The organism is Polaromonas sp. AER18D-145 (assembly GCF_002379095.1).
Classification (GTDB): domain Bacteria; phylum Pseudomonadota; class Gammaproteobacteria; order Burkholderiales; family Burkholderiaceae_C; genus Polaromonas.
Genome location: NZ_NBZV01000008.1, coordinates 26,327 through 51,957, shown reverse-complemented (window position 1 = coordinate 51,957; position 25,631 = coordinate 26,327). Strand labels below are relative to the sequence as shown.

24 protein-coding genes are annotated in these 25,631 nt (G+C 60.8%); 4 read left to right on the top strand and 20 right to left on the bottom strand.

Annotation, left to right across the window (positions count from 1 at the left end; translation table 11 throughout):
- Positions 1 to 3: 3 nt before the first annotated feature.
- Positions 4 to 867, top strand: a complete 864-nt coding sequence (locus B7G52_RS06460; protein WP_096696811.1) for an SDR family oxidoreductase — start codon at positions 4 to 6, stop codon at positions 865 to 867.
- Positions 864 to 1,742, top strand: coding sequence for an SDR family oxidoreductase (locus B7G52_RS06455; RefSeq protein ID WP_096666993.1), 879 nt, complete (start codon positions 864 to 866; stop codon positions 1,740 to 1,742). The genes B7G52_RS06460 and B7G52_RS06455 overlap by 4 nt, the downstream gene beginning before the upstream one ends.
- Before the next feature lie 105 nt (positions 1,743 to 1,847).
- Here B7G52_RS06455 and B7G52_RS06450 read toward each other — a convergent pair whose 3' ends face one another.
- The 11 genes from B7G52_RS06450 to B7G52_RS06400 all read right to left on the bottom strand — a co-directional run bounded on the left by B7G52_RS06450 (position 1,848) and on the right by B7G52_RS06400 (position 13,633).
- Positions 1,848 to 2,186, bottom strand: coding sequence for a hypothetical protein (locus B7G52_RS06450; protein ID WP_141396314.1), 339 nt, complete (start codon positions 2,184 to 2,186; stop codon positions 1,848 to 1,850).
- Between the two features lie 122 nt (positions 2,187 to 2,308).
- A complete protein-coding gene (locus tag B7G52_RS06445; protein WP_096666997.1) occupies positions 2,309 to 3,121 on the bottom strand; it encodes an ABC transporter ATP-binding protein in 813 nt (270 codons plus the stop codon).
- Between the two features lie 110 nt (positions 3,122 to 3,231).
- Positions 3,232 to 4,566 (bottom strand): ABC transporter substrate-binding protein, encoded by a 1,335-nt coding sequence (locus B7G52_RS06440; RefSeq protein ID WP_096696810.1) that lies wholly within the window; start codon positions 4,564 to 4,566, stop codon positions 3,232 to 3,234.
- A gap of 62 nt (positions 4,567 to 4,628) precedes the next feature.
- Positions 4,629 to 5,705, bottom strand: a complete 1,077-nt coding sequence (locus B7G52_RS06435) for a branched-chain amino acid ABC transporter permease (protein WP_096696809.1) — start codon at positions 5,703 to 5,705, stop codon at positions 4,629 to 4,631.
- A 69-nt stretch (positions 5,706 to 5,774) separates the two neighbouring features.
- Positions 5,775 to 6,704 (bottom strand): branched-chain amino acid ABC transporter permease, encoded by a 930-nt coding sequence (locus B7G52_RS06430; protein WP_096696808.1) that lies wholly within the window; start codon positions 6,702 to 6,704, stop codon positions 5,775 to 5,777.
- Between the two features lie 18 nt (positions 6,705 to 6,722).
- The gene (locus B7G52_RS06425; RefSeq protein WP_170954696.1) at positions 6,723 to 7,508 is read right to left on the bottom strand and encodes an ABC transporter ATP-binding protein; all 786 of its coding nucleotides are present in this window, start codon (positions 7,506 to 7,508) and stop codon (positions 6,723 to 6,725) included.
- Positions 7,509 to 7,522: 14 nt separating this feature from the next.
- Positions 7,523 to 9,469, bottom strand: coding sequence for a long-chain fatty acid--CoA ligase (locus tag B7G52_RS06420; protein ID WP_096696867.1), 1,947 nt, complete (start codon positions 9,467 to 9,469; stop codon positions 7,523 to 7,525).
- 50 nt (positions 9,470 to 9,519) lie between these two features.
- The gene (gene meaB / locus B7G52_RS06415; protein WP_170954693.1) at positions 9,520 to 10,833 is read right to left on the bottom strand and encodes a methylmalonyl Co-A mutase-associated GTPase MeaB; all 1,314 of its coding nucleotides are present in this window, start codon (positions 10,831 to 10,833) and stop codon (positions 9,520 to 9,522) included.
- Between the two features lie 29 nt (positions 10,834 to 10,862).
- A complete protein-coding gene (locus B7G52_RS06410; protein ID WP_300562967.1) occupies positions 10,863 to 12,551 on the bottom strand; it encodes a methylmalonyl-CoA mutase in 1,689 nt (562 codons plus the stop codon).
- A 1-nt stretch (position 12,552) separates the two neighbouring features.
- The gene (locus tag B7G52_RS06405; RefSeq protein ID WP_096696805.1) at positions 12,553 to 12,993 is read right to left on the bottom strand and encodes a cobalamin B12-binding domain-containing protein; all 441 of its coding nucleotides are present in this window, start codon (positions 12,991 to 12,993) and stop codon (positions 12,553 to 12,555) included.
- Positions 12,994 to 13,003: 10 nt separating this feature from the next.
- Positions 13,004 to 13,633, bottom strand: a complete 630-nt coding sequence (locus tag B7G52_RS06400) for a TetR/AcrR family transcriptional regulator (protein ID WP_170954692.1) — start codon at positions 13,631 to 13,633, stop codon at positions 13,004 to 13,006.
- 244 nt (positions 13,634 to 13,877) lie between these two features.
- Between B7G52_RS06400 and B7G52_RS06395 the strand changes: the two genes are divergently transcribed.
- Positions 13,878 to 14,348, top strand: a complete 471-nt coding sequence (locus tag B7G52_RS06395) for a PaaI family thioesterase (RefSeq protein ID WP_096696803.1) — start codon at positions 13,878 to 13,880, stop codon at positions 14,346 to 14,348.
- A gap of 39 nt (positions 14,349 to 14,387) precedes the next feature.
- Here the strand turns inward: B7G52_RS06395 and B7G52_RS06390 are convergent, their stop codons facing one another.
- From B7G52_RS06390 to B7G52_RS06350, 9 genes are all read right to left on the bottom strand, one after another.
- Positions 14,388 to 16,481 (bottom strand): c-type cytochrome, encoded by a 2,094-nt coding sequence (locus B7G52_RS06390; protein ID WP_096696802.1) that lies wholly within the window; start codon positions 16,479 to 16,481, stop codon positions 14,388 to 14,390.
- Entirely contained in the window at positions 16,482 to 16,868 is a 387-nt protein-coding gene (locus B7G52_RS06385; protein ID WP_205853030.1) for a copper resistance CopC family protein, read from the bottom strand.
- Positions 16,865 to 17,320 carry a DUF2147 domain-containing protein gene (locus tag B7G52_RS06380; protein ID WP_096670283.1) on the bottom strand — a complete coding sequence of 152 codons (456 nt, stop codon included), beginning with the start codon at positions 17,318 to 17,320 and terminating at the stop codon, positions 16,865 to 16,867. The genes B7G52_RS06385 and B7G52_RS06380 overlap by 4 nt, the downstream gene beginning before the upstream one ends.
- A 116-nt stretch (positions 17,321 to 17,436) precedes the next feature.
- Positions 17,437 to 17,910, bottom strand: coding sequence for a hypothetical protein (locus B7G52_RS06375; RefSeq protein ID WP_096670281.1), 474 nt, complete (start codon positions 17,908 to 17,910; stop codon positions 17,437 to 17,439).
- A 146-nt stretch (positions 17,911 to 18,056) separates the two neighbouring features.
- Positions 18,057 to 20,222 (bottom strand): PQQ-dependent dehydrogenase, methanol/ethanol family, encoded by a 2,166-nt coding sequence (locus tag B7G52_RS06370; RefSeq protein WP_240523347.1) that lies wholly within the window; start codon positions 20,220 to 20,222, stop codon positions 18,057 to 18,059.
- Positions 20,223 to 20,245: 23 nt separating this feature from the next.
- Positions 20,246 to 20,851: a hypothetical protein gene (locus B7G52_RS06365; RefSeq protein ID WP_141396382.1), complete on the bottom strand. Its 606-nt coding sequence runs from the start codon at positions 20,849 to 20,851 to the stop codon at positions 20,246 to 20,248.
- Positions 20,852 to 20,856: 5 nt separating this feature from the next.
- Complete coding sequence (gene amoB, locus B7G52_RS06360; protein ID WP_096696799.1) at positions 20,857 to 22,098, bottom strand: bacterial ammonia monooxygenase, subunit AmoB; 1,242 nt, start codon at positions 22,096 to 22,098, stop codon at positions 20,857 to 20,859.
- A 10-nt stretch (positions 22,099 to 22,108) separates the two neighbouring features.
- Entirely contained in the window at positions 22,109 to 22,861 is a 753-nt protein-coding gene (locus tag B7G52_RS06355; RefSeq protein WP_096696798.1) for a methane monooxygenase/ammonia monooxygenase subunit A, read from the bottom strand.
- Positions 22,862 to 23,073: 212 nt separating this feature from the next.
- On the bottom strand, positions 23,074 to 23,883 hold the full coding sequence (locus B7G52_RS06350) for a methane monooxygenase/ammonia monooxygenase subunit C (protein ID WP_170954691.1): 810 nt from the start codon (positions 23,881 to 23,883) through the stop codon (positions 23,074 to 23,076).
- 234 nt (positions 23,884 to 24,117) lie between these two features.
- Between B7G52_RS06350 and B7G52_RS06345 the strand changes: the two genes are divergently transcribed.
- Positions 24,118 to 25,569 (top strand): aldehyde dehydrogenase family protein, encoded by a 1,452-nt coding sequence (locus B7G52_RS06345; RefSeq protein WP_240523346.1) that lies wholly within the window; start codon positions 24,118 to 24,120, stop codon positions 25,567 to 25,569.
- Positions 25,570 to 25,631: the final 62 nt, after the last annotated feature.

Here is a 25,631-nt window from a genome sequence, read left to right as displayed (position 1 = left end):
AACATGACAGAAGACACTACCTTCGGCTTCGACGACGAAGCCCTCGCAACCCGACCCACCGTCTACCAGCCCGGACTCTTCGATGGGCAGGTGGTGATTGTCAGCGGCGCCGGCAGCGGCATCGGCAAGGCCATCGCCTTCCTGTACGCGCGCCTAGGCGCCAAGCTGGTCATCTGCGGGCGCGACCCAGCCAAGCTAGAGACCTGCGCCGAATGGCTGCGCCGGCTCGGCAGCTCTGACGTGCTGGTGCAACCCATGACGATCCGCGAGCCCGAGCAGGTGGAACAGTTGATCGACGTGGCGTGGCTGCACTTCGGACGCATAGACGTGCTCGTCAACAACGCCGGCGGGCAATTCCCGCAGCGGGCGCTGGACTACAGCGTCAAGGGCTGGAAGGCGGTGATAGACACCAACCTGAACGGCACCTGGTACATGATGCAGACACTGGCGCGCCGCTGGCGCGATACCGGCACGCAGGGCAACATCGTCAACATCGTCGCCACCTTCCAGCGCGGCATGCCGGGCGTGGCGCACACCTGCGCGGCGCGCGCCGCCGTGACCCACCTGTCCAAAACCGTTGCCGTGGAGTGGGCGCAGCATGGCATCCGCGTCAATTGCATCGCGCCGGGGGCGATCGCCAGCACCGGCTTCCGTCAGTATTCCCCCGAGGCGGTGAAAGCCTTCGCAGGTGCCAACCCGATGAAGCATGTCGGTGACGTGCAGGACGTGGCCGAGGCCGCGGTCTACCTCAGCGCACCCAGCGGCAAGTTCATCACCGGCGAGCTGCTCACGGTGGACGGCGGCGGCGTGCTCTGGGGCGAAGTCTGGACCATCGCCAAACCCGATTACTTCAAGGTGAGCGCATGAACTCGGCTGAGACGCAACACCCCAAGTTCGGCCCGGGCGACGAAGCCCTGGCCGCGCTCCCGACGGTCTACCGCGATGACCTGTTCGCCGGCAAGGTGGTACTGGTGTCGGGCGCCGGCAGCGGCATCGGCAAGGCGATCGCCTTTCTGTTTGCCCGGCTGGGTGCCACGCTCGCGATTTGCGGGCGCAAGGCCGACAAGCTCGATGACTGCGCCGAAAAACTACGCGCGCTATCGGGCCGCGAGGTATTGACCTACCCGATGACCATCCGCGAGCCCGAGCAGGTGGACGCCATGCTCAGCGCCGTGTGGGAACGCTTCGGCGGCGTCGACGTGCTGGTCAACAACGCCGGCGGCCAGTTTGCCGCCCATGCGATGGACTTCAGCGTCAAGGGCTGGAACGCGGTGATCGACACCAACCTCAACGGCAGTTGGTACATGATGCAGGGAGCGGCCAAACGCTGGGTGGAACAGGGCCGACCCGGCAACATCGTCAACATCACCGCAGCCATCGACCGCGGCCTCACCGGCATGGCGCACACCACCGCCTCGCGCGCGGGCGTCATCGCGCTGTCGCGCACGCTGGCCATCGAGTGGGCAGAGCACGGCATCCGCCTGAACTGCATTGGCGCCGGCGCCATCGAGAGCAACGGTTTCAACAACTACCGCGAGGAAAACGTCGCCACTTTCTACCAGTGCAACCCGATGAAGCGGGCCGGCGACGTGCAGGACATCGCCGAGGCGGTGGTCTACCTCGCCGCTCCCTCGGGCAAGTTCATCACCGGCGAGGTGCTCAACGTCGAAGGCGGGATGCTGCTGTGGGGCGAGTTCTGGCCTGCTGGCAAGCCGGACTACTTCAAGGTCGATCAGCCATGAGAGCGCAGGGCCTGGCCTCGTCGGCAGCCTTACGCGCATGCGTTCCGTCTCCCGAGACTGCGGGGCCGCAGTCTCGGGTATCTCCGGTTAATCTTGCTTTCTTGGTCAGTCAATTTCCAATTTTTCCGTCGCTTCCATGTTGGGTAATTGGCTGAGAGGCAATGCGCTGGATTGGAAGCTTACCTGGATACGATTGACCGAAGAGATCATCAAGCAGCGCACTGCGATATCGGACGATTCCGCTGCCACCCTCTCGCAGTATTCCCATTGTTCTTTAGTCACAGACGCCTTGACCTCGACAGCCTTTGCCAACCGGATGACTGCCAACCGGCGGTGACCAAATTTGATGCTACGCGTCAACAACGCGAGCGCAGCTTCTCGGGATCGCTCTTGATCATCGGAGGGCGCGTATGGCATAACGCCTCGTCGGACTAATCGTTTCATGTCTCGCACTGCTTTACGCGTCATCCGTCAGGGTTCCCAGGTTGTCATGTCGCTAATATCGCACCGACTATGTGACGTCTCGCATTCGGTCGCCGGAATCAATGTCTTCTGCGCCATCTCGCTCACGCCAACCAGCGTTTCCTGCGCTTGTAGCTCTTCACATCCCTGAAGCTCTTGCGGTCGCCGCTGCCCACGCCAAGGTAAAATTCCTTGACGTCCTCGTTCTCCCGCAGCGAAACGGCTTCGCCGTCCATCACGATGCGCCCGTTCTCCAGGATGTAGCCGTAGTCCGAGTAGCGCAACGCCATGTTGGTGTTCTGCTCGGCGAGCAGAAAGGTCACGCGCTCCTTGGCATTCAAGTCCTTGACGATCTCGAACACCTCTTCGACGATTTGCGGCGCCAAGCCCATCGACGGCTCGTCGAGCAGCATCATCTTAGGGTTCGCCATCAGCGCGCGACCGATGGCGCACATCTGCTGCTCGCCGCCCGAGGTGTAGGCGGCCTGCGAGGTGCGGCGCATTTTCAGGCGAGGAAAGTAGGCGTAGACCTTCTCTAGTGTCGCCGCCACTGCGGCGCGTCCGTCGCGGCGAGTGTAGGCACCGGTCATCAGATTGTCCTCGATGGTCAGGTGGGCGAAGCAGCGGCGGCCTTCCATCACCTGGATCACGCCACGCTCGACCATGTCGGACGCGTTCAAGCGTTCAATGCGTTCGCCGCGCAACTCGATGCGGCCCTTGGTCACCGCGCCGCGTTCGCCGGCCAGCAGGTTGCTCACCGCGCGCAGCGTGGTCGTTTTGCCCGCCCCGTTGCCACCCATCAGGGCAACGATGCGGCCCTCAGGCACCTGCAGCGACACGCCCTTCAGTACGAGGATCACGTGGTTGTAGATGACCTCGATGCCGTTGACGTTGAGAAGGATGTTTTTGGAGTCCATGGATTCTTTCTTTTACCAATCTGCAGCACTGCGCGCAATGCTGGCGGCTGTCCTGTCATTGCGGATCAAGTCCGCAATGACATTTAAAAAGCCCGGAATGACAGGTCGAATCAGGACTGGCAGTCTGCGCCCGAACGACGAGTCAGTTTCTTCTCGGCAGCGTACTTGTCAGCAGTCGCCTTGATCATCGGTTTAAGAATCTGATCGTCCGCTTCCATCCAGTCGGAAGAGGCCGTCCACTTTGTGCCGTTCCATGAGTGAGCACGTGCCCACGAAGACCCCATGTGGTCGACGCACGACGTGGACAAGGGTCGCATCACACCCGAAAAGCCCATTGCGTCGAGCTTCTTCTGGTCGAGTGCGAGGTTCTCCAGGCCCCAGCGCACCTGTTCACCGGTCATCCACTTGCCTTTGCCGAAGCGCTCCTGCGCGCGACGAACACCTTCGATGCCCAACATGGCGGACACGAGACCCCGCATGTAGAGTACCTGACCGACTTCTTCCTTCGCGCCCGTCCCTTCACCCTTGGCGTGCAATTGAGCCAAGATGTCCTTCACCACTTTCGCCTCAGGCGCGGCCCCGGTGGGTTGCAGCACCACAGCGCTGTAACCAATCGCGGCATCGCCCACATCTTTTACATCAGGGTCCCCGCCTGAAGCCCATTGCCCGATGATTTTGCTGGTCGGAAAGCCGGTGGCCCGTGCCTCTTTGAGTGCGGTGGGATTCATGACGCCCCAGCCCCACAACAAGACGTAGTCGGGGGGGCTTCGGCGCACTTGCAGCCATGCCGACTTTTGCTCTACACCCGGATGGGTGACCGGAATCGTTGCAAGATCAAAGCCGTGCATCCTGGCGCGCTCCTGCAATACCGGAATTGCTTCCTTTCCATAGGGGCTATCGTGGTAAACCAACGTTAGTTTCTTTCCCTTCAGTTTGTCGAAGCCGCCTTCCTTCTTGGCGATGTATTGGATTTGAAGGTCCGCAGAGGCCCAATGCACACCAGTGAGTGGGAAATTCCACTTGAATACACCACCGTCTGCACTTTCGCTGCGACCGTACCCAGCGGTAATAAGAGGAATCTTGTCCTCAGGCGCCTTTTCAGTCAGCGCGAAGGTGACTCCCGTCGACAGCGGCTGGAACACCGTTGCGCCCCCGTTCTTGCCCTTGAGCCGCTCGTAGCATTCCACACCACGGGCCGTGTCATAGCCAGTCTCGCACTCTTCAAACGAGAGCTTGACGCTGTTGATGCCTCCTTGCTTGTTGACTAGCTTGAGGTAATCAACGTAGCCATTTGCCCACGGAGTGCCGTTGGCCGAGTACGCGCCCGTGCGGTAAACCAGCACGGGGAAGAACTGCTCCTTGGCCTGAGCAAATGCACTGGTCGATACGCCCGACGCGCCAGCAGCCACCACGGCCGCTGCCAGAATCAATTGACGAACTTTCATTGTTGTCTCCTTAAAAATAATAAATACAAACCACCCGAAAAAAACTCAAACCTTGATGCGGCTCAATGCGGAAATGGCCACAGCCGCAATTTCTGTTTGCCCGTGGACCAGAGCTTGGCCAGGCCGTGTGGTTCCACAATCAGGAACCACACAATCAGGCCGCCAAAAATCATCAGCTCCGCGTGTGAAATGCCGACGGTGGAAATTTCGATGCCAAACGTGTCGAGCAGCACCGGTAAAAACCGGTTCAGGGCGATTGGCAGTATCACGATGAACGCCGCACCAAAGAAGCTGCCCATGATGGAACCCAGGCCGCCAATGATCACCATGAACAGCAGCCGGAATGACTGGTCTACCGAGAACGCGGCCGGCTCCCACGCACCCAGGTAGATGAAGGCCCACAAGGCGCCGGCCACCCCGATGATGAAGGAGCTGACGGCAAAGGCGCTGAGCTTGGCGTACATCGGGCGAATGCCGATCACGGCGGCGGCGACGTCCATGTCGCGGATGGCCATCCACTCGCGACCGATGGCACCGCGCACCAGGTTCTTGGCCAGCAGCGCCACCACGACCAAGATGCCCAGGCAGAAGAGGTACTTGCTCAGCGCGCTGCCAATGGGCATGCCCAGCACCTGCAGGTTGGACACCGATACCGAGCCCGAGGGCGAGTCGTTGGTGAACCACCTGATGCGCAGGAACATCCAGTCGCTGAAGAACTGCGCGGCCAGCGTGGCCACCGCCAGGTACAGCCCCTTCACGCGCAGGCTCGGGAGACCGAACAGGATGCCGAAGAACGTGGCGCAGAGCCCGCCCAGAATCAGCGCCGGAATCAGCGGCATGCCGGGGATGCGCACGAAGAAGTTGTAGGCGCCATAGGCACCCACGGCCATGAAGGCACCCGAGCCCAGCGAAATCTGGCCACAGTAACCCACCAGAATGTTCACCCCGATCGCCGCCAGTGAAAAGATCAGGAAGGGAATCAGGATGGCGCGGAACAGGTAGTCGCTGGCGAACATCGGCACGGCCACAAAGACGACGGCCAGCATCAGCGCGACGGCGATGCGATCCTGGGAGATCGGGAATATCTGCTGGTCGGCCCGGTAGCTGGTCTTGAATTGACCGTTTTCTCTGTAAAACATAGGGGTTACTCAGTCAGTTGGGGACAGAGTTGGCTCGCTTCGCGTAGCTGCGGTCTGTTCCACAATGTTTCAAACTCGGTCAATAATTTTTTCGCCAAACAGCCCTTGCGGCCGGAACAGCAGGAAAACGAGGGCCAGAACATAGGCAAACCAGATTTCGATGCCGCCGCCGACGAACGGGCCGAGGTACACCTCGGAGAGTTTTTCGCCCACACCAATGATCAGGCCGCCGATGATGGCTCCCGGCACCGAGGTCAGGCCGCCCAGCATCACGACCGGCAGCGCGCGCAACGCCACGGTCGCCAGCGAAAACTGCACACCCAGCTTGGAGCCCCAGATCATCCCGGCCACCAAAGCCACCACGCCGGCCACGCACCACACGATCACCCAGATGCGGTTGAGCGGAATGCCGATTGACTGCGCCGCCTGGTGGTCATCCGCCACGGCACGCAGCGCGCGGCCCGTGGACGTCTTCTGGAAGAATAGGCTCAACACCACCACCAGCGCCGCCGCGATGGCGGCGGCGATCAAGTCTTCCTTGTTGACCAGGACGCCACCCTGAAACACCGATTCCATCACGAAGACCGGTTCCTTGGGCATGCCGATGTCGATCTTGTAGATGTCACCGCCAAACAGGGTCTGGCCCAGGCCTTCCATGAAGTAGGCGATGCCCAGCGTCGCCATGAGCAGCGTCGCCCCCTCCTGGTTGACGAGATGGCGCAGCACCAGCCGCTCGATCAGCCAGGCAAGCGCGAACATGATGGCGCCGGCTATCACGAAGGAGATGATGTTGGCGACCACGGCGCTTTCGATGCCGGTCCACCTCGGAATCCACTCGGCAAAGCGAGCCATGGCCAGCGCCGCAAACAGCACCATTGCCCCCTGTGCAAAGTTGAATACGCCCGATGCCTTGAAGATCAGAACGAAGCCGAGCGCCACCAGGGAATACAGCATGCCGGCCATCAGGCCGCCAGTCAGTGTTTCGAGAAAGAATGTCATTTTTTTGTCTCCCGACGCTCAATGGTTGGTACCCAGATAGGCGCTGATCACTTCGTCGTTGTTGCGTACTTCATCCGGCGTGCCGTCGCCGATCTTCTTGCCGTAGTCGAGCACCACAACACGATCTGAAATGTCCATCACCACCCCCATATCGTGCTCAATCAGCACGATGGTGGTGCCGAACTCTTCGTTCACATCCAGCACAAAACGACACATGTCCTGCTTTTCTTCCACGTTCATGCCAGCCATCGGTTCGTCCAGCAGCAGCACCTGTGGCTCCATGGCCAGGGCGCGGCCCAGGTCGACGCGCTTCTGCAGGCCGTAGGGCAACTGGCCGACCGGGGTCTTGCGGTAGGCCTGAATTTCCAGAAAATCGATGATGTGCTCAACCGCTTCGCGGTGCATTTCTTCTTCGCGCTGGGCCGGTCCGATGCGCAGCGCCTGCCACAGCAGATTACTTTTGATCTTGAGATTGCGCCCGGTCATGATGTTGTCAATCACGCTCATGCCCTTGAACAGCGCCAGGTTCTGGAAGGTGCGCCCGATGCCCATCACGGCCACCTGGTGGCTGTCCATGTGGCTGAAGGTTTTGCCGCGAAAGGTGATGGAGCCTTGCTGCGGTGTGTAGACACCGTTGATGCAATTCAGCATGGAGCTTTTTCCGGCGCCGTTGGGACCGATGATGGCACGCACCTCGTGCTCGCGCACATTGAATGAAATGTCGGTCAGCGCCTTGACGCCGCCGAAGCTGAGGGAGATATTCTTGACGTCAAGAATGACATCACCGATGTTTTTTCTCATGATACTTACGTCATTTCTCAGGCGGCTGCTTTCACAGGGGCAAAGGTCTTGGCATCGGAAATCTTCAGGGTCGCGCTCACGCTGCCGGAGCGTCCGTCCTCGAACTTCACCACGGTCTCGATGAACTGCTCGATCTTGCCGCCATAGAGTGCATCGACCAGCGGCTTGTATTTCTCGGCGATGAAGCCGCGCCGTACCTTGTTGGTGCGCGTGAGTTCGCCGTCGTCGGCATCGAGTTCTTTGTGCAGCACCAGGAAGCGGCTGATCTGGCTGCCGGCCAGCAGCGCATCGCGGCTGAGGTCGGCGTTGACCTTTTCCACGCAGTCCTGGATGAGCTGGTACACCTCGGGCTTCTGCGCCAGATCGGTGTAGCCGGCGTAAGGCAGGTTGCGGCGCTCGGCCCAGTTGCCCACGGCGTCGAAGTCAATGTTGATCATCACGCAGACCTTCTCGCGCTGGTCGCCGTAGGCGACGGCCTCCTTGATATGCCGGAAGAACTTGAGCTTATTCTCCACGTACTTGGGCGCGAACATGGCCGCATCAAAGGCGCCGCCCTTGATGCGGCCGACGTCTTTGACGCGGTCGATGATCTTGAGGTGACCGTGCGCGTCGATGAAGCCAGCGTCGCTGGTGTGATACCAGCCGTCGGCGGTCAGCACCTCGGCCGTGGCTGCGGGGTTCTTGTAGTATTCCTTGAGCAGGCCGGGCGACTTGACGAGAATCTCGCCGTTGTCGGCCACCTTGATCTCCACGCCTTTGCAGGGAATGCCTACCGTGTCGGCGCGCGCCTCATGGTCAGGCTGCAGGCAGACGAACACAGCGGTCTCGGTGGAACCGTAGAGTTGCTTGAGGTTGATGCCGATGGAGCGGTAGAAGCTGAACAGGTCCGGGCCGATGGCCTCGCCGGCCGTGTAGGCCACGCGCACGCGACTCATGCCAAGGTTGTTGCGCAAGGGGCCATAGACCAGCAAGTTGCCCAGGGCATAAAGAGCAGTGTTGAGCAGGCCGATGGATTGGCCGCTCATGCGCGCCGGGCCGACGCGACGCGCCAGATCCATGAAGTAATCGAACATACGGCGCTTCGGGCGGGAAGCGTCTTCCATGCGGATCATCACGCTGGTCAGCAGCCCCTCGAACACGCGCGGCGGCGCGAAGTAGTAGGTAGGCCCCACTTCCTTGAGATCGATCATGACCGTGCTGGACGATTCCGGGCAATTGACCACATAGCCGCAAACCAGCCACTGCGCATAGCTGAAGATGTTCTGGCCGATCCAAGCTGGCGGCAAATAGGCCAGCACTTCTTCCGAATCGCGAAGGTGGTCGAACTCGGCGCCGGCCTGAGCTCGGTTGATTAGCGTGTCATGGGTATGCACCACGCCCTTGGGGTTGCCGGTGGTGCCCGAGGTGAAGAACATGGCAGCCACATCGCCGGGCTGCACTTTCTCCATCTCCTGGCGGAAAAAGTCCGGGTGCTGCTGCGCAAACACCTTGCCTGCCGCAAGCAGTTCATCCAGCGAGCCCAGGCCGTTCTCGACGTAATTGCGCAGACCGCGCGGATCGTCGTACCAGATGTGCGTGAACTGGGGGCACTGCTCGCGCACCTCCAGCATCTTGTCAACCTGTTCCTGGTCCTCCACCAGGGCAAAGCGCACCTCGGCGTTGGTAATGGGGAACAGGCACTCGGCCGCCACCGCGTCCTGATACAGCGGCACGGGCACCGCGCCCAGCGATTGCGCTGCCAGCATGGTGGCGTTCAGGCGCGGGCGGTTGGCGCCAATGATGATCATGTGTTCGCCGCGCTGCAGGCCAGCCTGGTGCAGGCCGCAGGCTATGTGCTCCACAAGTTGCGCCATGTCGGCCCAACTGTGGGCTTGCCAAATGCCATATTCTTTTTCACGCATCGCGGGCGCGCTGGCGCGCTCAGCGGCTTGTTTAAGCAGCAGGCGCGGGAAGGTCGTTTGCATGAAGGTTTCTTGTCCAAAAGTCATTATCAAGCGTCTCCACCATGCCGTCTTCAGTCCTTGGCGGTTCGATAAACATCGGGAACGGGCGCGCCGTTCGCCAGACCATTTGTCACGGACCCGGTCTGGCGTTTTGCCTGGGGCTCCTGCCTGATGTAGACCGTCCCGGTAAAGTTGGACACGGGAGTCTCCTCCCCGTCAGCCTCCACTCGCGCAACGTCGACTCTGTACATGCCGATTCGATGACTGCGCATAAGCTCGGTTGCCCGGGCAACAAGGTTCTCGCCAACCCCTATCCCGACCTGGAACGTAACGTGGGCGTCGATGCCCATCGCCAATGCACCGTGTGAATTGGAGGCCAGGCCGAATGCGCTGTCGGCCAGGGAAAAAATCGCGCCGCCATGACAACCACCGTTGAAGTTCATATGCCGGGCATCAACGGTCATGCGCACCACTGCGCGCCCTGGCCCGCCTTCGGTCACGGAAATTCCCAACGTTGCACAAAGCCCATCGCGTTGTGCCAAAGACGACAGGTGCGCCAACCAAGGCCCGGCATCGGGTATCGGTCCATCGGAGGAGTCCGACATCTGCGCAGCGGTGCTGGCATTTGCCGCGAGCCGACGACCGGTACCGGCTGCGGCCGCATGTTCTTCGATCGCCGCAACGAGCTCGGAAACGCCCTTGGACTGCGCTCCGCTCACGACCATCACCCTGGGTGTCCATGCGCCGTTCTTGACCGCTCGGCGCAGCGTCAGCATCTCTCGCATGTCGCGGGCCGTCTCTTCGGCCAGCGGCAGGTCGCCCTTGCTGACCGCGAGCAAATCTGCAATCTCGAGGATGCCCGCCTTGATGGCCTGCACGTCATCCCCCAAGCCCGGAGGACAAACCACTACGCGGGTGTCCGCCAGTGACGTAATGGCAGTTTCAGACTGACCGGCGCCAACGGTCTCCACGATCACTCGGTCAAACCCGGCCGCATCAAAGCAGTCGACCGCAGCACGCGCCGTGCCGGACAGACCGCCCAGTTGACCGCGGGCTGAAAGCGAGCGTATGAAGCAGTTCGGATGCGCACCATATTCACTCATCCGGATTCGGTCGCCCAGCACAGCGCCACCGCTGACCGGACTCGATGGGTCGACAGCAACCACTGCCACCCTCAGGTTTCGGGCGAGCCAAATACCCATCATGGCGTTGACAAGGGTAGATTTGCCGCCGCCCGGAACGCCTGTGACTCCGACCACGAGCGCACGACCAGCATGCGCGGACAAGAGCTCAGCGGCCTCCTGGCTACCCGGCACGCCATCGTCCAGGCATGTCAACATGCGGGCAATCACCCGGCGATCACCCGCCAGCACATGGGCGAGCATGGATCGGCGGCTGGTATCTGACGACAGCATCATACGACTGCCAATGGGTGGCCAAAACCAAGATCTCGGCGCAGGCGTGCGCAGATTTCTTCATGCGTCAGCCCTGCTCGTGCGCCATCAACGACTGCACCGAATACATTGCCTGAAGAATCGTCGACAACACGGGAGATATGGTCCAGCGCTTTGTCAACGTCAGTGGCGGAGCGCCCGTTTTTCCACACCGCAAAATCGTCCAAATGCCGCTGCATGATCACCGGATCAGGACGTTCGATGAGGGGTCTGGCACTGGCGTTCTCGTCGACTTTAAACGCGTTGACACCTACGACAATCTGCTCTCCCGACTCAATGCGCCGCTGGGCCCGCAGGGCTGACGCGCCGATCATTCGCTGGACCTGTCCAGACTCGACGGCCTTGTACATTCCACCAGCTTCATCGATCATTTTGATGATGGACCGGATCTTGTCTTCCATTTGGTCCGTCAACGCTTCTACATAAAACGATCCCCCAAGCGGATCAATCACGTCCGTCAGGTGCGACTCCTCGCGAAGGATGTTCTGGGTCGCGACGGCAATCCGCGCACCAAATTCGCTGGGACACGCCAGTGCCTCATCGTAGGCATCCGTATGCAGCGACTGGAGACCTCCAAAGATTCCGGCCATTGCCTGAACGGTGACGCGGGCAATGTTGTTGAGCGGCTGTTGCCGTGTCAGGTCAACCCCTGATGTCTGCCCGTGAAATTTGAAGCGGCAAGACCGCGGATCCTTGGCGCCGAGTCGCTCACGAGTAATCTGGGACCAAATACGTCGCCCGGCACGAAACTTGGCAACCTCCTCAAACAGGTTCAGCGAGATGTCGAAGAAGAACGTGAATCGCGGCAAGAAATCATCGGGATCCATGCCACGAGCGATGCAGTCTTCGGCGTTCTGAATAGCCGTACACAGCGTGAAGGCCATCGCCTCAGCCGGCGTCGCGCCTGCCTGCTGCATATGCTGGCCGACCACCGACATCGGATTCCAGCGGGGAACATACTGCTTGCAATACGCAATGTGATCGAGCAATACGCGGCGCGAACCACTCAGCGAAAGCCGGTAGAACATGTGATTCGCGACAAAGTGCGAGATGTAGTCACTCTGGTTGGAAGTGCCAGTGATTGATCGCCAGTCGGTACCTCGCCTTTCCGCCGCAATTAGCATGAAGGCCAAAAGAGTAAATGGCGACGGGTCATTCAATGCGCACGAGACTTCTCCGACGTCAACCCCCTGGAGGCTTCGTTGCATGTGGTCGACGTTGTTGATCACAACGCCACATGTTCCGAGAAGTTCCTTGTCGACCGTGCTCATGTCATAGCCGCGATACACCGAATTGCAGGGAATGAGTGAAACAGCCGTCGCACCGCCCTCCATCAGGCCTAGTAGCCGCGCGTTGTAGTCCGCCGGGGTACCGAGCCCGACCAGTTGGCGCTGAGTCCAGGTGCGCCCACGATACATCGTGGCATAGATGCCACGCGTGTAGTCGGGCTGGCCAGGGTAGCTCAGCGGATCATCGCTACCGTACCGCGCCCAGTCCTGAGGGGTGTAAAGCGGCTTGACCGGAATTCCCGACACGTTTTCGAGTGGCCGCTCAGCCGGAATCGACTCGCGGTATTCCGTTTCCCACGCGGCGTGAGAGGGTGTCGATTCAGAACTTTTGTCGCTCATTGGTTCAATTAACTTGTCCATTTCAATTTCCTTTATCAAGCAAGGCAGCACCCTCGATTCGAGCTTCGCGTGCATAGTCGCGAATGCGGGCCGTAATTTCATCCATCGTGCTGCCGGGATGGAATACCTCCCGTACGCCACTCTCAAGCAACAGGGCTTCTTCGTTGTCCGGCACAATGCCGCCAACGACGACGCGCAAATTACCCAAACCGGCTTCCCGAAGCGCTTTCGTCAGCTTGGGGACGATGAGATGATCGGTGGCCAGAGATGAGATGCCGATCACATCGACACCCTCCTCAAGAGCGGTTTTCACGACCGTCTCTATGCTCTGCCACGGAGGGGTATAAATCACCTCCATTCCCGCGTCGCGGCATGCAGCAGCGACCAGGCGGCTGCCGCGGTCGTGACCATCCAATCCAATCTTCGTCACCAACACCCTGGGGTTGAAGTTTTGTAAGGTCATTTGACTTCCTTTATGGTTTAAGTAGATTCATTTTTAATAACTGAACGAAGCGCCTGGCAATCTTGTCCGGCGTCAACGCGCCCCCTTCCCTGAACCAGGTTTGACTCCAATTCAATGCACCCATGAGCAAGAGGCGCAGATCACGCCGTTCGACCGACTTCGGCAATGGAAGCATTTCGAGCAGAGCTTCGAAGCGGTGCTCGTAGGAGTTGCGCAGGATGGTCAGTTCGGTAGCGACGGAAGGGGCATCGTCGGGTCGGATCCGTATTACCACTTGCGAGTAATCTGTGCGGTCGAGCAAGGCAGACAGGTGTCCTATACAGGCGGCTTCAAGCCGATCCCACGGAGCGTCAACACCCTCAATGGCGGCATCGACCCTGGCAGAAATGCGTTCAACGCCTTCGCGATAAACAGCCACTAGCAAGGCTTCTTTAGTTTCAAAGTGGTAGTAGAGCGAGCCGGGCAGCATCCCCACGGGTTCAACAATCTCTCGAATCGACGCGGCGGAGAACCCCCGCTTGGCGAATACGCGCGCTGCTTCGTCAAGCAATTTGGGCAAACGGTTGTGAGCGCGCCGGGAGACCTTTGCGGCGTCTGAACGGGTCTCGGAAGCAGTGTCGAGACGGGAGAGCTTTGTCACGGGCGTTTCCTTGGCTCGCTTGTCGAGCATACTTTTTTTGCCACAACTAAAAAAACAAACACTTGTTTTGTTAAAAATATAAACTCAATCTCACCGCTTGGCAATAGTTACTTACCAAGCCTTGTCCAATGAGGTATGAGCGTAGTAATCGGCCCACTGGTCAAGTTGGGTGGGCACCATTGCGGTGGACGGCACCAAGATCAAGGCCAAAGCCAGCCGCGACAAGGCCATGAGCTACGACTGAATGCTCCAGGCCGAGGCCGAACTCCAGGCGCAAATCAAGCCCCCACTTCCGTCCGCCACTTACTCTCACGGGCCGTTCCAGCAGCTCGTGGGCTATGACATCCTGCACGGAGAAAACGGCCTGTATTTCCGGCTTCCGATCCGGCGCGACCACCTCAACCCCCACGGCGTTCTCCACGGCGGCGTGCCCTTGACCTTGCTCGATGCGGTCGGGGGCAGAACGCTGATCGACCGGCCTATCCCCGGCAGCGGCCAGCTCATCCAGTCGTCGGTAACGGTCACGCTCACCGTGGATTTCATTCGTGCGGTCGGCACCGGGATCCTGTTTGCATCGGCGATACCCGACCACATCGGCAAGACGCTGGCCTACGTGTCGGTGAAAGTGATGCTCGACGCACTCGACGGAGACATCGTGTCGCGCGGCATCGGCACCTACCGCATCTACACCAAGTCGCTGGTCAAAGCGGTCTGATCGGTGCAGGGCCGAGACCGCCCGGCAGAGCACTCCCGCTCAATGCACATGATCATCGGGCGGCGGCAGGATGCGCGGCTCGCGGTGGATGCGTTCGATTTGGTCGAGCAGAAACTGTGTGTCGCGCCATCCTTCACCGGCACCCTCCTCGTCCTGCGGCAGCCAGCGCGCTCGCACATAGCCGAACCGGTCGAGCAGGAATTCCATGTGAGACGGTGCTTCCCCCAGGATGGTCTTGCCGGGGTCGCTCAAGGTGCGCCGCAACAGCAGGTAGGCGGTCGCCGCCTCCTGCGCCCCATCGGTGACAACGGGGAACGGCTGCGATTGCAAGGGCGGGGCGCCTGGCAACGCAATGGCGATCACCTCGGCGCCGCTGGATTGCAGGCGCGGGTAGACACGTGTCAGTTCGGCCAGGCGTTGCGCGGAGAAGGGCTGCGAGTAGAAGACCAGCAGCACGGACTTGCGCTCCCTGTACTCCATGAGCGCCGCGGTCAGGCCCGACCGGGTCACAAAATCGAAATCGGGCGGACCGAGCCAGGGCCGCCCGGGTACCACCTGCGGCGTCAGGATGCGGGCCTGGAAGCCCGCGGAGAAGGCGCGCAGGAAGTTCACCATGTCCCAGCGCTCCTCGTCGGTCATTTCCTGTGCAAAGCCGGGCATGGCGGTTTTCGGCTTGCCGTGGGTGAGCCACCAGAAGAGGTCGCCCGCCGTGTGCAACGCGGTATGCGGTTCGGTGAGGTCGGCGGGCCTGGTGGGCAAGCGGGTGGCCAGCGGACCGTCCCCCTTGCCACCCGGACCGTGACAGGACACGCAGTGCTGGGAATACAGCGCCGCCCCGCGCGTGACCGACACCGCGTTGTAACTGACATCCGTGCGCCGATAGGTGTCGGGATAGGCGTCCACCGAGAGCGCGTATAGAACGATGACCAGCCCCGAGAGGGTCATCAGCACGGCAGCACCCAAACGGATCCGGCGCCCGCCCTGCGCCGCGTCGGCGCGGGCCCCTGACACAAGGGCATGCACCAGCCAAGCCAGTCCGCCCATAGCCAGCAACGACGCACCCACGACCGTGCTCACCACCCCCGGTTTGTCCCAGGTGGCCGCGAGCGACAGACGAAACGGCAGCGGCCACACCATCTGCGCATGGGCCGCGGGCAGCGTACCTGTCAGACCGGCTGCGAAGAGCAGGATCAGCAGCACAACGCCCAGTTCCACCCGGACCAGACCGGCCGCGCCTTGCCACGCAAGACCCTGCTCAAATGCCACCTTGCCCATACGCGGCATCCAGACCCAGCGAACCCGCGCTGCAACAAGCAGCACCGGCACCAGCAGAACCATTTTGGCCAACACCTGCAGACCGAACGATGTACTGAGCAGCGGGGCCAGGCTGCGTTCGAGCACCGTCATCAGACCGCCGAAGATGTCGTCTGTCCGTGCGGGCCAGCGGATCGGCGCGCCGAACTGCAGGTACGCGATGAGGGTGCCGGATGCAGCGATGAGAGCAACGCAAACCGTCGCAAGCACAGAGAAGCGGCGCAACACGCCGAGGAACATCTGCCGGAACGGCGGATCCCGGCCTCTTGCCGCCAGGTGAAGTCCGTAGGCCAGCGCCGGCAACCCTCCGGCCCAAGCGCCCGCCGCCAGCAAATGCACCGCATGGCCGGCACCTGCGAGCCAAAGCGGTTCTGTGGCAGCGCCGTGCCCGGTAAATACCGAGGCCGCGTTGATTCCCAGCGCCAGGGTGAGCAGCGCCACACAGACGACGCGCTCGCCGAACCGCGCGCTCAGAGGCCCTCGGCTCAGCAACAACAGCAGCAGAACCAGCGCTGCCGCCTGCCGCACCTGCCAGACCGCGCCGTAGCGCGTTCGCTCCAGCAGCCTGACCCATTCGGACCACTCAAAGGCCGCCTCGCCGCGGCCGCTGACCGAAGCCGCCTGCAACATCAACAGACCTGCCGCCGTGGCCAGCAGCAGTGCCACCAGCCATGGCGCGGCGGCAAAGACCGCGCCACGCCAGCGCGCGGCATCCGGGCTTCGGCCAGGACCCGCGAGCAGCAGCAGGGCAAAGCTGCCCAACAGCACCAGGCCGCTGGTCAATTGCAGCCAGCGCAGCGCCGTGCCGAGGAATTCCATTTACTTCCCGGCGCCCTCGGCCTTCACGGTGAAGGTATAACCGTAATCGACCGTATGGCCATCGACCGAGAGCACCCGGTATTTCACGGTATAGGTACCCGGGCTGAGCATGGGCAATTCCAGCGCCAGCAGTTTGGGGTCGTCCTTGTCAACCCGGGCCTTCTGGGTCGTGACCGGGCCGGCACCTTCCCTGATCACGCTGATCGTCGCGTACTCGGGCTCCAGCCGCTCGTTGAACCACAGCCTGACCTGCGGCGGCGGTTTGGACAGCGTCGCCCGCCGTGCCGGTTCGGACTTGACCAGCGCGGCATGCGCCAGCGCCGTGCCAGTGGCGGCCATGGCCAGCAGCGCGACGAGCCACGAAACCATCTTGCGCCGGGCGTTCACTCGGCGCGCACCCAGGTTTGCGAGCGCCCTATCATCGGCACGCCGATGAAACCTCGAACCTCGAGTTTCTTGCCCCCGTCGGCGGGCCGCAGACGCAGCCGGTAGGTCGACCCATTCTCCGGATCGAGCACCTCGCCGCCGTCCCACAGCGCAGCGTCAGCGGTATTGTGTTTGATGCCGCGAATAATCGTCATCCCGACCACCGGCTTGTCCTTGCGGTCGTCGGTGCATTTCGTGCAGACGGTCGCCGCCTTGGGATCGAGGAGTTTCTCGATCACGCCACTGAGCACGCCAGCCGATTCGCTGATGCGAATCAAGGTTTTCACCGTCTTGCCGTCGTCGTCAATCGTCTTCCAGAGCCCGACGGGCGTGTCCTGCGCAAAAGCAGGACCGGCTGCCCAGGCAAAGGAGGCGATGGCGAGTACGTGTTTCAATGTCTTTCCGATTGTCATGAGACTTTCCTTCGTTGTGGGTAGGCGAGCAACGACTTCATGGGCCGATGATGCTATTACTTCAATAGCTGCTTGCAGTTCTATTCATTGGCATCAAGGACGACTTGACTGTACGTTCAAGGTTTGACCTTACCCTGATTCGAAACGACCACCACACTCACCTTCTGTACCGAAAATTCGATGGTCTTGTGGGATGCATCGGACCAGTACACGCTAATGACGCGCGGCCCAGGGGCTGCGGGCAGGTCAAAGGCGTAGCGGTAACGATTCTTGCCCACGCGGACCAAGTCCGCCATCATCGGCATCAGAGACGTACCGTCGATACCGACATGCAGATGAACGCCAATGGACTTGGCGCTCATCGTCATGTTCGCCAGCTCCGCATCGGTCTCGAACTCGACCTCAATGTTGGGCCCGACCTGCGCCCCGGCAAGCGGCGACACGATGCGCAGCGGCGGCAGTACCTTCATGTCCTTCGCCGCGCCGCTCTTGGATGCGGCGTGCGCGTGCTCGGTCGCCAAGGCGACGGGTCCCGCCAGCGCACCCATCAGGACCGCGATACAGACAGCGGAAACTTTTTTCGATTGCATGGTTTTTTCCTCATATCCGTAAGCCATAGAATCTGGCCGACCGGGCGCGAAGCCCTGCAAGAACCGTCGGCCCGTCGCCGGCTGCACGGCAGGCAGCCGCGCACAACTCCCCGGCGCACTCCTTCGCGCCATCGGTCATGTATCGGTCATTTCTTGGGACGTATCGCGTCTGCCGTTCCCTGGATGAAGGCCTTGATCTTCTCCACATCGTCCACGCTCAGCTTGCCCGTGAAGTCAGGCATGCCCCGGCTCATGGCGGGACCTTTGAAGATGAACTTGTCGAGGTTTTCGATGAAGGCCGCGTTCATGTAACCGAGGTTGGGGATGTTGCCGCCACGGTCCACGCCGGGAACACCATGGCAGAGAACGCAATTGCTGACATACAGCAAGGTGCCGGCCTCGTAGTGAGCCGGGTCGTATTTCACCCCTGCCACCAGTTCGCCCATCCGGTAAGCGACGAAGTCCGGCATGGGCGCTTTGCCGCCAACGGCAAAGGTGTAGACCGTGCCCGGACCTTGCCGCTCGGTGGCCCGCTTATCCTGACCGTAACTGCCGCCCCATCCCACGGCAATCGACACGTACTGCTTGCCATCCACCAGATAGGTGATAGGCGCAGCCACCACGCCGGTCCCCGTGGGCGACTCCCAGAGTTTCTCGCCATTTTGGGCGTTGTAGGCGATGAAACGCCCGTCCGCCGTGCCCTGAAACACGAGGTTACCGGCCGTGGTCAGCGTGCCACCATTCCACGGTGAGACCTGTTCCTGGCGCCATGCTTCTTTTTGCTGTACCGGATCCCAGGCAATCAGTCGGCCAAACGGCTTGCTTTTTGGTGAGACTGCATTGATGTAATTGCCGGTATTCCAACCGGTACCGGAGCCTGGCTGACCTGGCTTGTTGGAGTTGAAGCTCCAGTTCTTGTCATCCATCATGTTGACGGGTATGTTTTGCGCAGGCAAGTAGACCAGCCCGGTCCGTGGATTGAACGACATGGAGTGCCAGTTGTGCGCGCCGTAGGGGCCTGGAATGGCATCGTACGGTCGATCCGTGGGACGCGCATCGGCAGTCTCGATGGGGCGACCCGTCGCGTCGTAGCCGCTGGCCCAGTTCACGTCGACGAAGTTCTTCGCCGAGATGAACTTGCCGTTGGTGCGGTCGATCACGAAGAAGAAACCGTTCTTCGGCGCATGCAGGATCACCTTGCGTGGCTTGCCCGCTATCTTCAGGTCGGCCAGGATCATCGGCTGGGTCGAGGTGTAGTCCCAGTTGTCGCCGGGTGTTTCCTGGTAGTGCCAGACGTACTTGCCGGTGTCGGGGTTGAGCGCGACGATGGACCCCAGGTACAGGTTATCGCCGCCCGCGGGGCTGCGCTTGGCTGCCGCCCAGGGTGAACCGTTGCCGACGCCCACGTACATCAGGTTCAGTTTGGGATCGAAGGTCAGCGTGTCCCAGGCGGTGCCACCACCGCCGGCTTCCCAGTACTTGCCCGCGGGGTCCCAGGTCTTGGCGGCCTTGGCCATGGACTCGTCCTCGAACGGTTTGCTCGGGTCGCCGGGTACCGTGAACCAGCGCCATTTCTGGTCGCCGGTGGCGGCATCATAGGCCGTGATGTAGCCGCGCACGCCGTACTCGGCGCCGCCGTTGCCGATGATCACCTTGCCCTTGAACACGCGTGGCGCCCCGGTGATCGTGTAGCTGAACTTGCGGTCGATGATGGTGTCTTTTTCCCAGACCTTGTTGCCGGTGGCCGCATCGAGCGCGATCAGCCGGCCGTCGTAGGAGGCGACGAAGACCTTGCCCTGATACAGCGCCACGCCGCGGTTGACCACGTCACAGCAGCCCTTGTAAGCGGCCTCGCGCGGCACCTTGGGATCGAAGGTCCAGATCTTCTTGCCGCTGCGCACGTCAATGGCATGGACGATGCTCCAGGAGGCGCTGACATACATGACGCCGTCCACCACCAGCGGCGTGGCCTCGACGCCGCGCGTCGACTCGAGGTTGTAGGACCAGACCAAGCCGAGATCCTTGACGTTGGCGGTATGGATCTGCTGGAGCTTGCTGAAGCGGGTCTCGGCATAGTCCAGGCCGTGGCTGGGCCAGTCGTTCGTTCGCGCCTCATTGGCACGGATGAAGGCGCCGTCGACTTTCCTGGTCACGGCCGCAATGTGCGCCTTCGAGCCCTTGGCCTCCTCGGCCATGACGGGCGGCGCGGCCATCACCAGCAGCGAAACCACCGCCAATGTCAGGGCCATTGCAGGTCGGTTGGCGGTTTTTTCTTGACGCGCGTTACCCGCCATGTTCATCGAAATTTTCATCTTGTCTCCTTTTTTCATGCTGTCTACTTTTGAGGTACGTCGGTGATCGGGGGTTTTCGCCGCTGTCTGGTAAGCCGGTACAAGAGCCAGGCCATGCCGATAAAGAACAAGGGCAATGGCAGGTATTTCCAATAGTTGCGCACGCCGACGCGGAACGGAAAGACCGAGGTCTCCGTCTTCCCGCTGGCCGGGTCGGTCGCGCTGAGCAGGCCGATGTACCAGCCGGGCTCGCTGAACTTGTGGTCCAGGGTGACCGTGCCGCGCGGATAAACCTTGGCCGGCAGCGCCACCATCGTCCGCTGCGCGATTTGGTCCGTGTCACCAAGATCCTCGTAGCGCGCCTTGGCACCCAGCCCGTCCGCGTCACGCAGGATGCGGAACTCGACCACGCGTTCGCGCAGCGCGGGCTGGATGAAGTCAATCACGATCACTGCCCGTCCGACTTCGGGGATGTCCTCGCAGAACTCCTGACTGGCACGGTGCTCGGGCTGGTAGCCGGCGAAATGGGCCCGGTCGCTGCCGATGCGCAGGATGCACTTGTCGTCTTCAATGCCGACCCCGCCATGGGCCCATGCCGATACCGCAGCCACGGCCAGCAGCGCGGAACTCAACGTTCGGATCAGTCGCATCTCCATTACCCCCCGAACAAAGGGATCATCGGTCCGCTGATCTCTACTGGATAGCGACGGCCCTGCGCATCGAAGAAGAACAGCATGCCGGCCACCACCGCATCCGGGGAGGAGATCATCGTCGTCATGCGCTGCGTCTCCCACATCGCATCGTCCGCATAGACCACGATCTTCTTCGTTTCTCCTGGATTGATCGAGCCGCCCTCCACGCGCAACGCGTCTGTCGCGACCAGATCGTCCTGGTCTTTTGGTGTGACCTTCAGCACCGCGGAATTGATAAAGCGCAGGCCGCCTGAGGCAAACTCACCAACGCTCACGGGACTCTTCCCGCTGTTGGTTACCGTGAGCTCGATACGGAAGCTCCGGCCCGGGATGCGGTAGCGTGCATCATCCATCGTGACCAACACCGGCGAAGGCGCCATCTTCAGGGGCGGCGTCTTGATCTTGCCGGTCTGTAGCGGCGTCGTGACCGGCCAGCGCTCGGTGGCATAGAAAAACCCGCCAGCGATAAGCATCAGCGTAGCCACCAGGATAACCAGTGCCGCCTGACGGTCGCGCGTGGTGATCATGTCGTCGGCGTTCTCACCCAGCGCGCTGGCACGCCGGAACCTCGGCAAGATCAAAGGCACCTTGGTCAGCCAATAGCCAAACCAGACCAAACCAAGCACAACCCACACCGCTGACCAGGAAGCCGCATTGGCAAAGCCGTGCGTTTCCAAATCAAGGGTTTGGCCGAACAACGTTTTGATGCTGTTGTCAAATGCCGCCGGGTCGCCCCCGACCTCGACCCAGATGCCGGGGCCAATCATCGGCCCGGCATCCAGCACGTTGATGATGGGATGCAGGTGATAGCGGCCGGGTGTGCGGGCCTTCAGCGTGATCTCGAAGTTGTACTGCTCACCGCGCTTATACGAACTACTGCGTATGGTGGGCACACCGTTGACGCGGCTGTCCAGGCGCACAAAAGAAGGCCCGGGTACGCCCACATTGAGATAGGCGGTGTCCTCGATGGACGCGACATGCTCCGGCCAGGACAGGGAAGGAACAAAAGTTCCCTTGACGACCAGAATCTGGTTGACATCGAGCTTGCGCGTCGACAAATCCACGTCAAACCAATGCACGGTGCGCATGCGCAAAGCGGGTTGCTGAGCCTTTTCACCATGGGCATACGTCGGCGTTGCCGAAAACGTGACCAGGACGACGATCAGGCCTTGAATGACTGCGAACAATTTTGCAATGAAATTCATGACCTCTTCCTTAAACAACTTTTCGCAGCCACACGGCCTTGACACCGAGTGAGCCAACCCAGGCCCAGAACCAGAGGCTCAATATGGTCAGGAAGCCAGCAAAAACCGCCGTCAGCGGTGTGACTGCATCGCCGAATGTCCTCAAAGTACTCTGCTCGATGATGCGCACATATTCGGGCATGGCAGTGCGGATGTACTCAAAGCCCATCACGTCCGCCACCGTCATCAGCGTGCCGTGCATTTCGACCGGCACCATGAACGGGGCGAGCAGCGGCCAATTCATCGGGTACAGGAGCAGCCCTGAAAGAAAGCCAGCAAAAATTCCCGTGAAAAACCAGCTGCGCGTGAGCAGCAGGGTGCAATCGATCAGGAGACCCACGCCAATGAAGGTCGAGGGCAGCACCATGTTCATGGGAAAGCCCGCGAACTCATGAAAGTTCAAGTACCGGCTAACCCAGCCCGTCAGCGTCAACCCAATAATGCTCAGCGTTGCCCCCAGCGGTATGCGCAGCAGCTTCCAAAAGGCATATCCAAATACGCCGGGCAGAATAACCAGCACCAATGGCGTGACCAGCGGCCAATAACGGCGGTCCCGCCAATCGATCCAGTAATCCCAGTCCCCCACCAGCAAGGCAAACTGGAAGGCGAATACGGACCCCAGAAGCACAACAAAGAGCGGAATGACCACCCAGTCAACCTGGGCATCAACGCGGGCCGCTTCCTGCGGGCTAAAGGCGGCCTCAGCCGGAGTCAAAACGGACATTCAAAGTCTCCAGAAATAAATTGGAAGGTCAAGCGCACAGCTTGTCATCGAGACCAAGCCCCATACTGTTCGCTTAACCGTTCGGGTTGAGCTTGTCGAAGCCTGTTTGCACCGTGACGACCCTTCGACAAGCTCAGGGCGAACGGGGTTGTAGCGCTTAATAAATGAACAGCATTGGACCTAGCCCCGATGCATTTACCCGGAAAGGCGTATCAGTGAGCCGTTTGATGCGCGTCTTGCGCCGACACCGGCTGCTTCGTCAGCTCGGCCACGCGACCCAGTATCTGCAGGAGCAATCCACCAGCCGCAAACGTAGACCAGCCCAGCAACACAAAGCCATAGTGAATCGGCGCGGCGAACAATTCCTCGGCATAGAAGAAAGTGTGACCCCACTCATTGAAGCCAACGTTGGGCATGATCATGAACGCGCCGGCGACGATGATCGCGAACGGCAGCGAAATGCGATTGCCAAAGAGCGGGATGCGCGTGTGGGCGTAGGCGAACGAGATGAAGCCCCAAAACACCAGCAAGGGCACGCAAAAATAGAACAACCCGATATGGGTGGGGGTGAAATCAGTATCCCGGATCGTCACCTGGTGCCAGGCTGCATCGGCCTCCGTGTAGATCGAACCGGTCACATAAAACATGATGGCGAACAGCAAAATGAGCGCCATCAGCACGAACAGGCGCCGCACCTCCTCTCGTGGCCCGATCCGGGAAAAATCCCGCTCACGGGTGCGCCAGAGATACACCAGAGCCCCGGTTCCCAGCGCGCCAATCAGCAGCAACTGTCCGTACAGCAGACGCATCCAGTAAACATCGAACTCGTGGCTGAAATAGTCGAGCCCGTATGTGAACGCCGACACCTCGGAGTAGACGCGATAGCCGGTATAGAGCACCGCGAACGCAAGCAGCGCCAAAAAGAACTTGGCCCACGGCGCCCCGATGACCTCCCGCGAAGATTTGACTTCGCCGCGGGCTATCCGCATATCCCCGGAACCTTGAATCGAAACTGTTTTCATTGTCATGTCTCCTGTCGTGTGAATCGTGTGAATTAAGGGTAATCACTTAGCCTCCACCCACTTGCAAGAAAGAGGCTCGGCCAGCTTTTCGCCAACACTCGAAGAATGGTAGATCGAAGCACACGACGTTGCACCTAACTTTCGTTAGGGTGATTTCCATCGCGCATCTGAATAGACTTGCTTCGACCTCGAATCGACGTGATACGAGACCAAAATAAAATGCAGGAGACAGAAATGAAGGTGACTTCCAATGCCATGCGGCTTGTCAACCCCGACGAACCGGCGGGACAAGCGGAAATAGACCGCATCTTCGCCGCCCAACGCGAAACAGCATTGCGGCTTCGCCAATCGACCGCCGCGCAGCGACTCAACAAGATCGACCGCCTGAAGCGGGCCGTGCTCGCCCGCCAGGCCGACATTCAGCGCGCTGGCGCACTGGACTTCGGCAAACCGGCCGCCGAGGTCGACCTGACCGAAATCTTGCCCATCGTGGCCGAAGCCAACGATGCGCGTCGCCATCTGCGCCGCTGGATGAAGCCGAACAAGGTTTTTCCGACCCTGCTGATGTTCGGCACGTCGAGCTACGTGCAGTGCGAACCCAAGGGCCGCTGCCTGATCATCTCGCCCTGGAACTACCCGGTCAATCTGACTTTCGGCCCACTGATCTCAGCCATCGCCGCCGGTAACACAGCGATTCTCAAGCCCTCGGAGATGACACCGCATCTATCGGCGCTGATGGCCGAAATCGTGCGCGAGGTGTTTCCCGAAGACGAGGTGGCCCTGTTCCAGGGCGACGCTTCGGTCTCGCAGGCCCTGCTGGATCTGCCGTTCGATCACATCTTCTTTACCGGCTCACCGGCGATTGGCCGCGTGGTGATGGCCGCGGCGGCAAAGCACCTGACCAGCGTGACACTGGAACTGGGCGGCAAAAGCCCCACCATCGTCGATGCCACGGCGGACCTGAAAGCAGCGGCGGCCAACCTCATGTGGTCCAAATGCACCAACAGCGGCCAGACCTGCATTGCGCCGGATCACGTCTACGTCCACGAATCGGTCAAGGATGTTTTTGTAGAGCACTGCCGCCAAGCCCTGGCCAAAGCCTACGGTGAAGGAGATGCCGTGCGCACCAGCCCTCACCTGGCACACATCGTCAATGAACGCCATGCCAAGCGCATCGTCGGACTGCTGGATGACGCGCTCCAAAAAGGCGCCAGGCTGCTGGCCGGTGGCCAGCACCAGACAGATCGCCAGTTCGTCGCACCCTCCTTGATCGACAACATCAGCCCGGATGCAAAGATCATGCAGGAGGAAATTTTCGGCCCGCTGCTGCCCGTCATTGCTTACCGCGATCTCGACGAAGTCATAACCAAGATCAACGACCAGCCCAAGCCGCTCGCGCTGTACATCTGGACAAAGAACCACAAGGTCGCCGACAAGGTGCTGCGCGAGACGAGTTCGGGCGGTGCCTGCGTCAACCACAGCGTCGTGCAGTTCCTGCATGGCCGTTTGCCCTTTGGCGGCGTCAACAACTCCGGTCTGGGCAGCGCACACGGGGTCTACGGGTTCAAGGCCTTCAGCCATGAGCGCGCGGTCGTCAAGACCTGGCTGTTGCTGGCCTCGACCTTCTACCCGCCCTACACCCATCTGTCGCGACGGCTGATCAACTGGACGCTGCGTCTGGTCTGATGGCCTCGGTTGCACCGAGCTAGCCTGGTGCATTTCTTTTTTCTCTGAATCGCATAGGGACA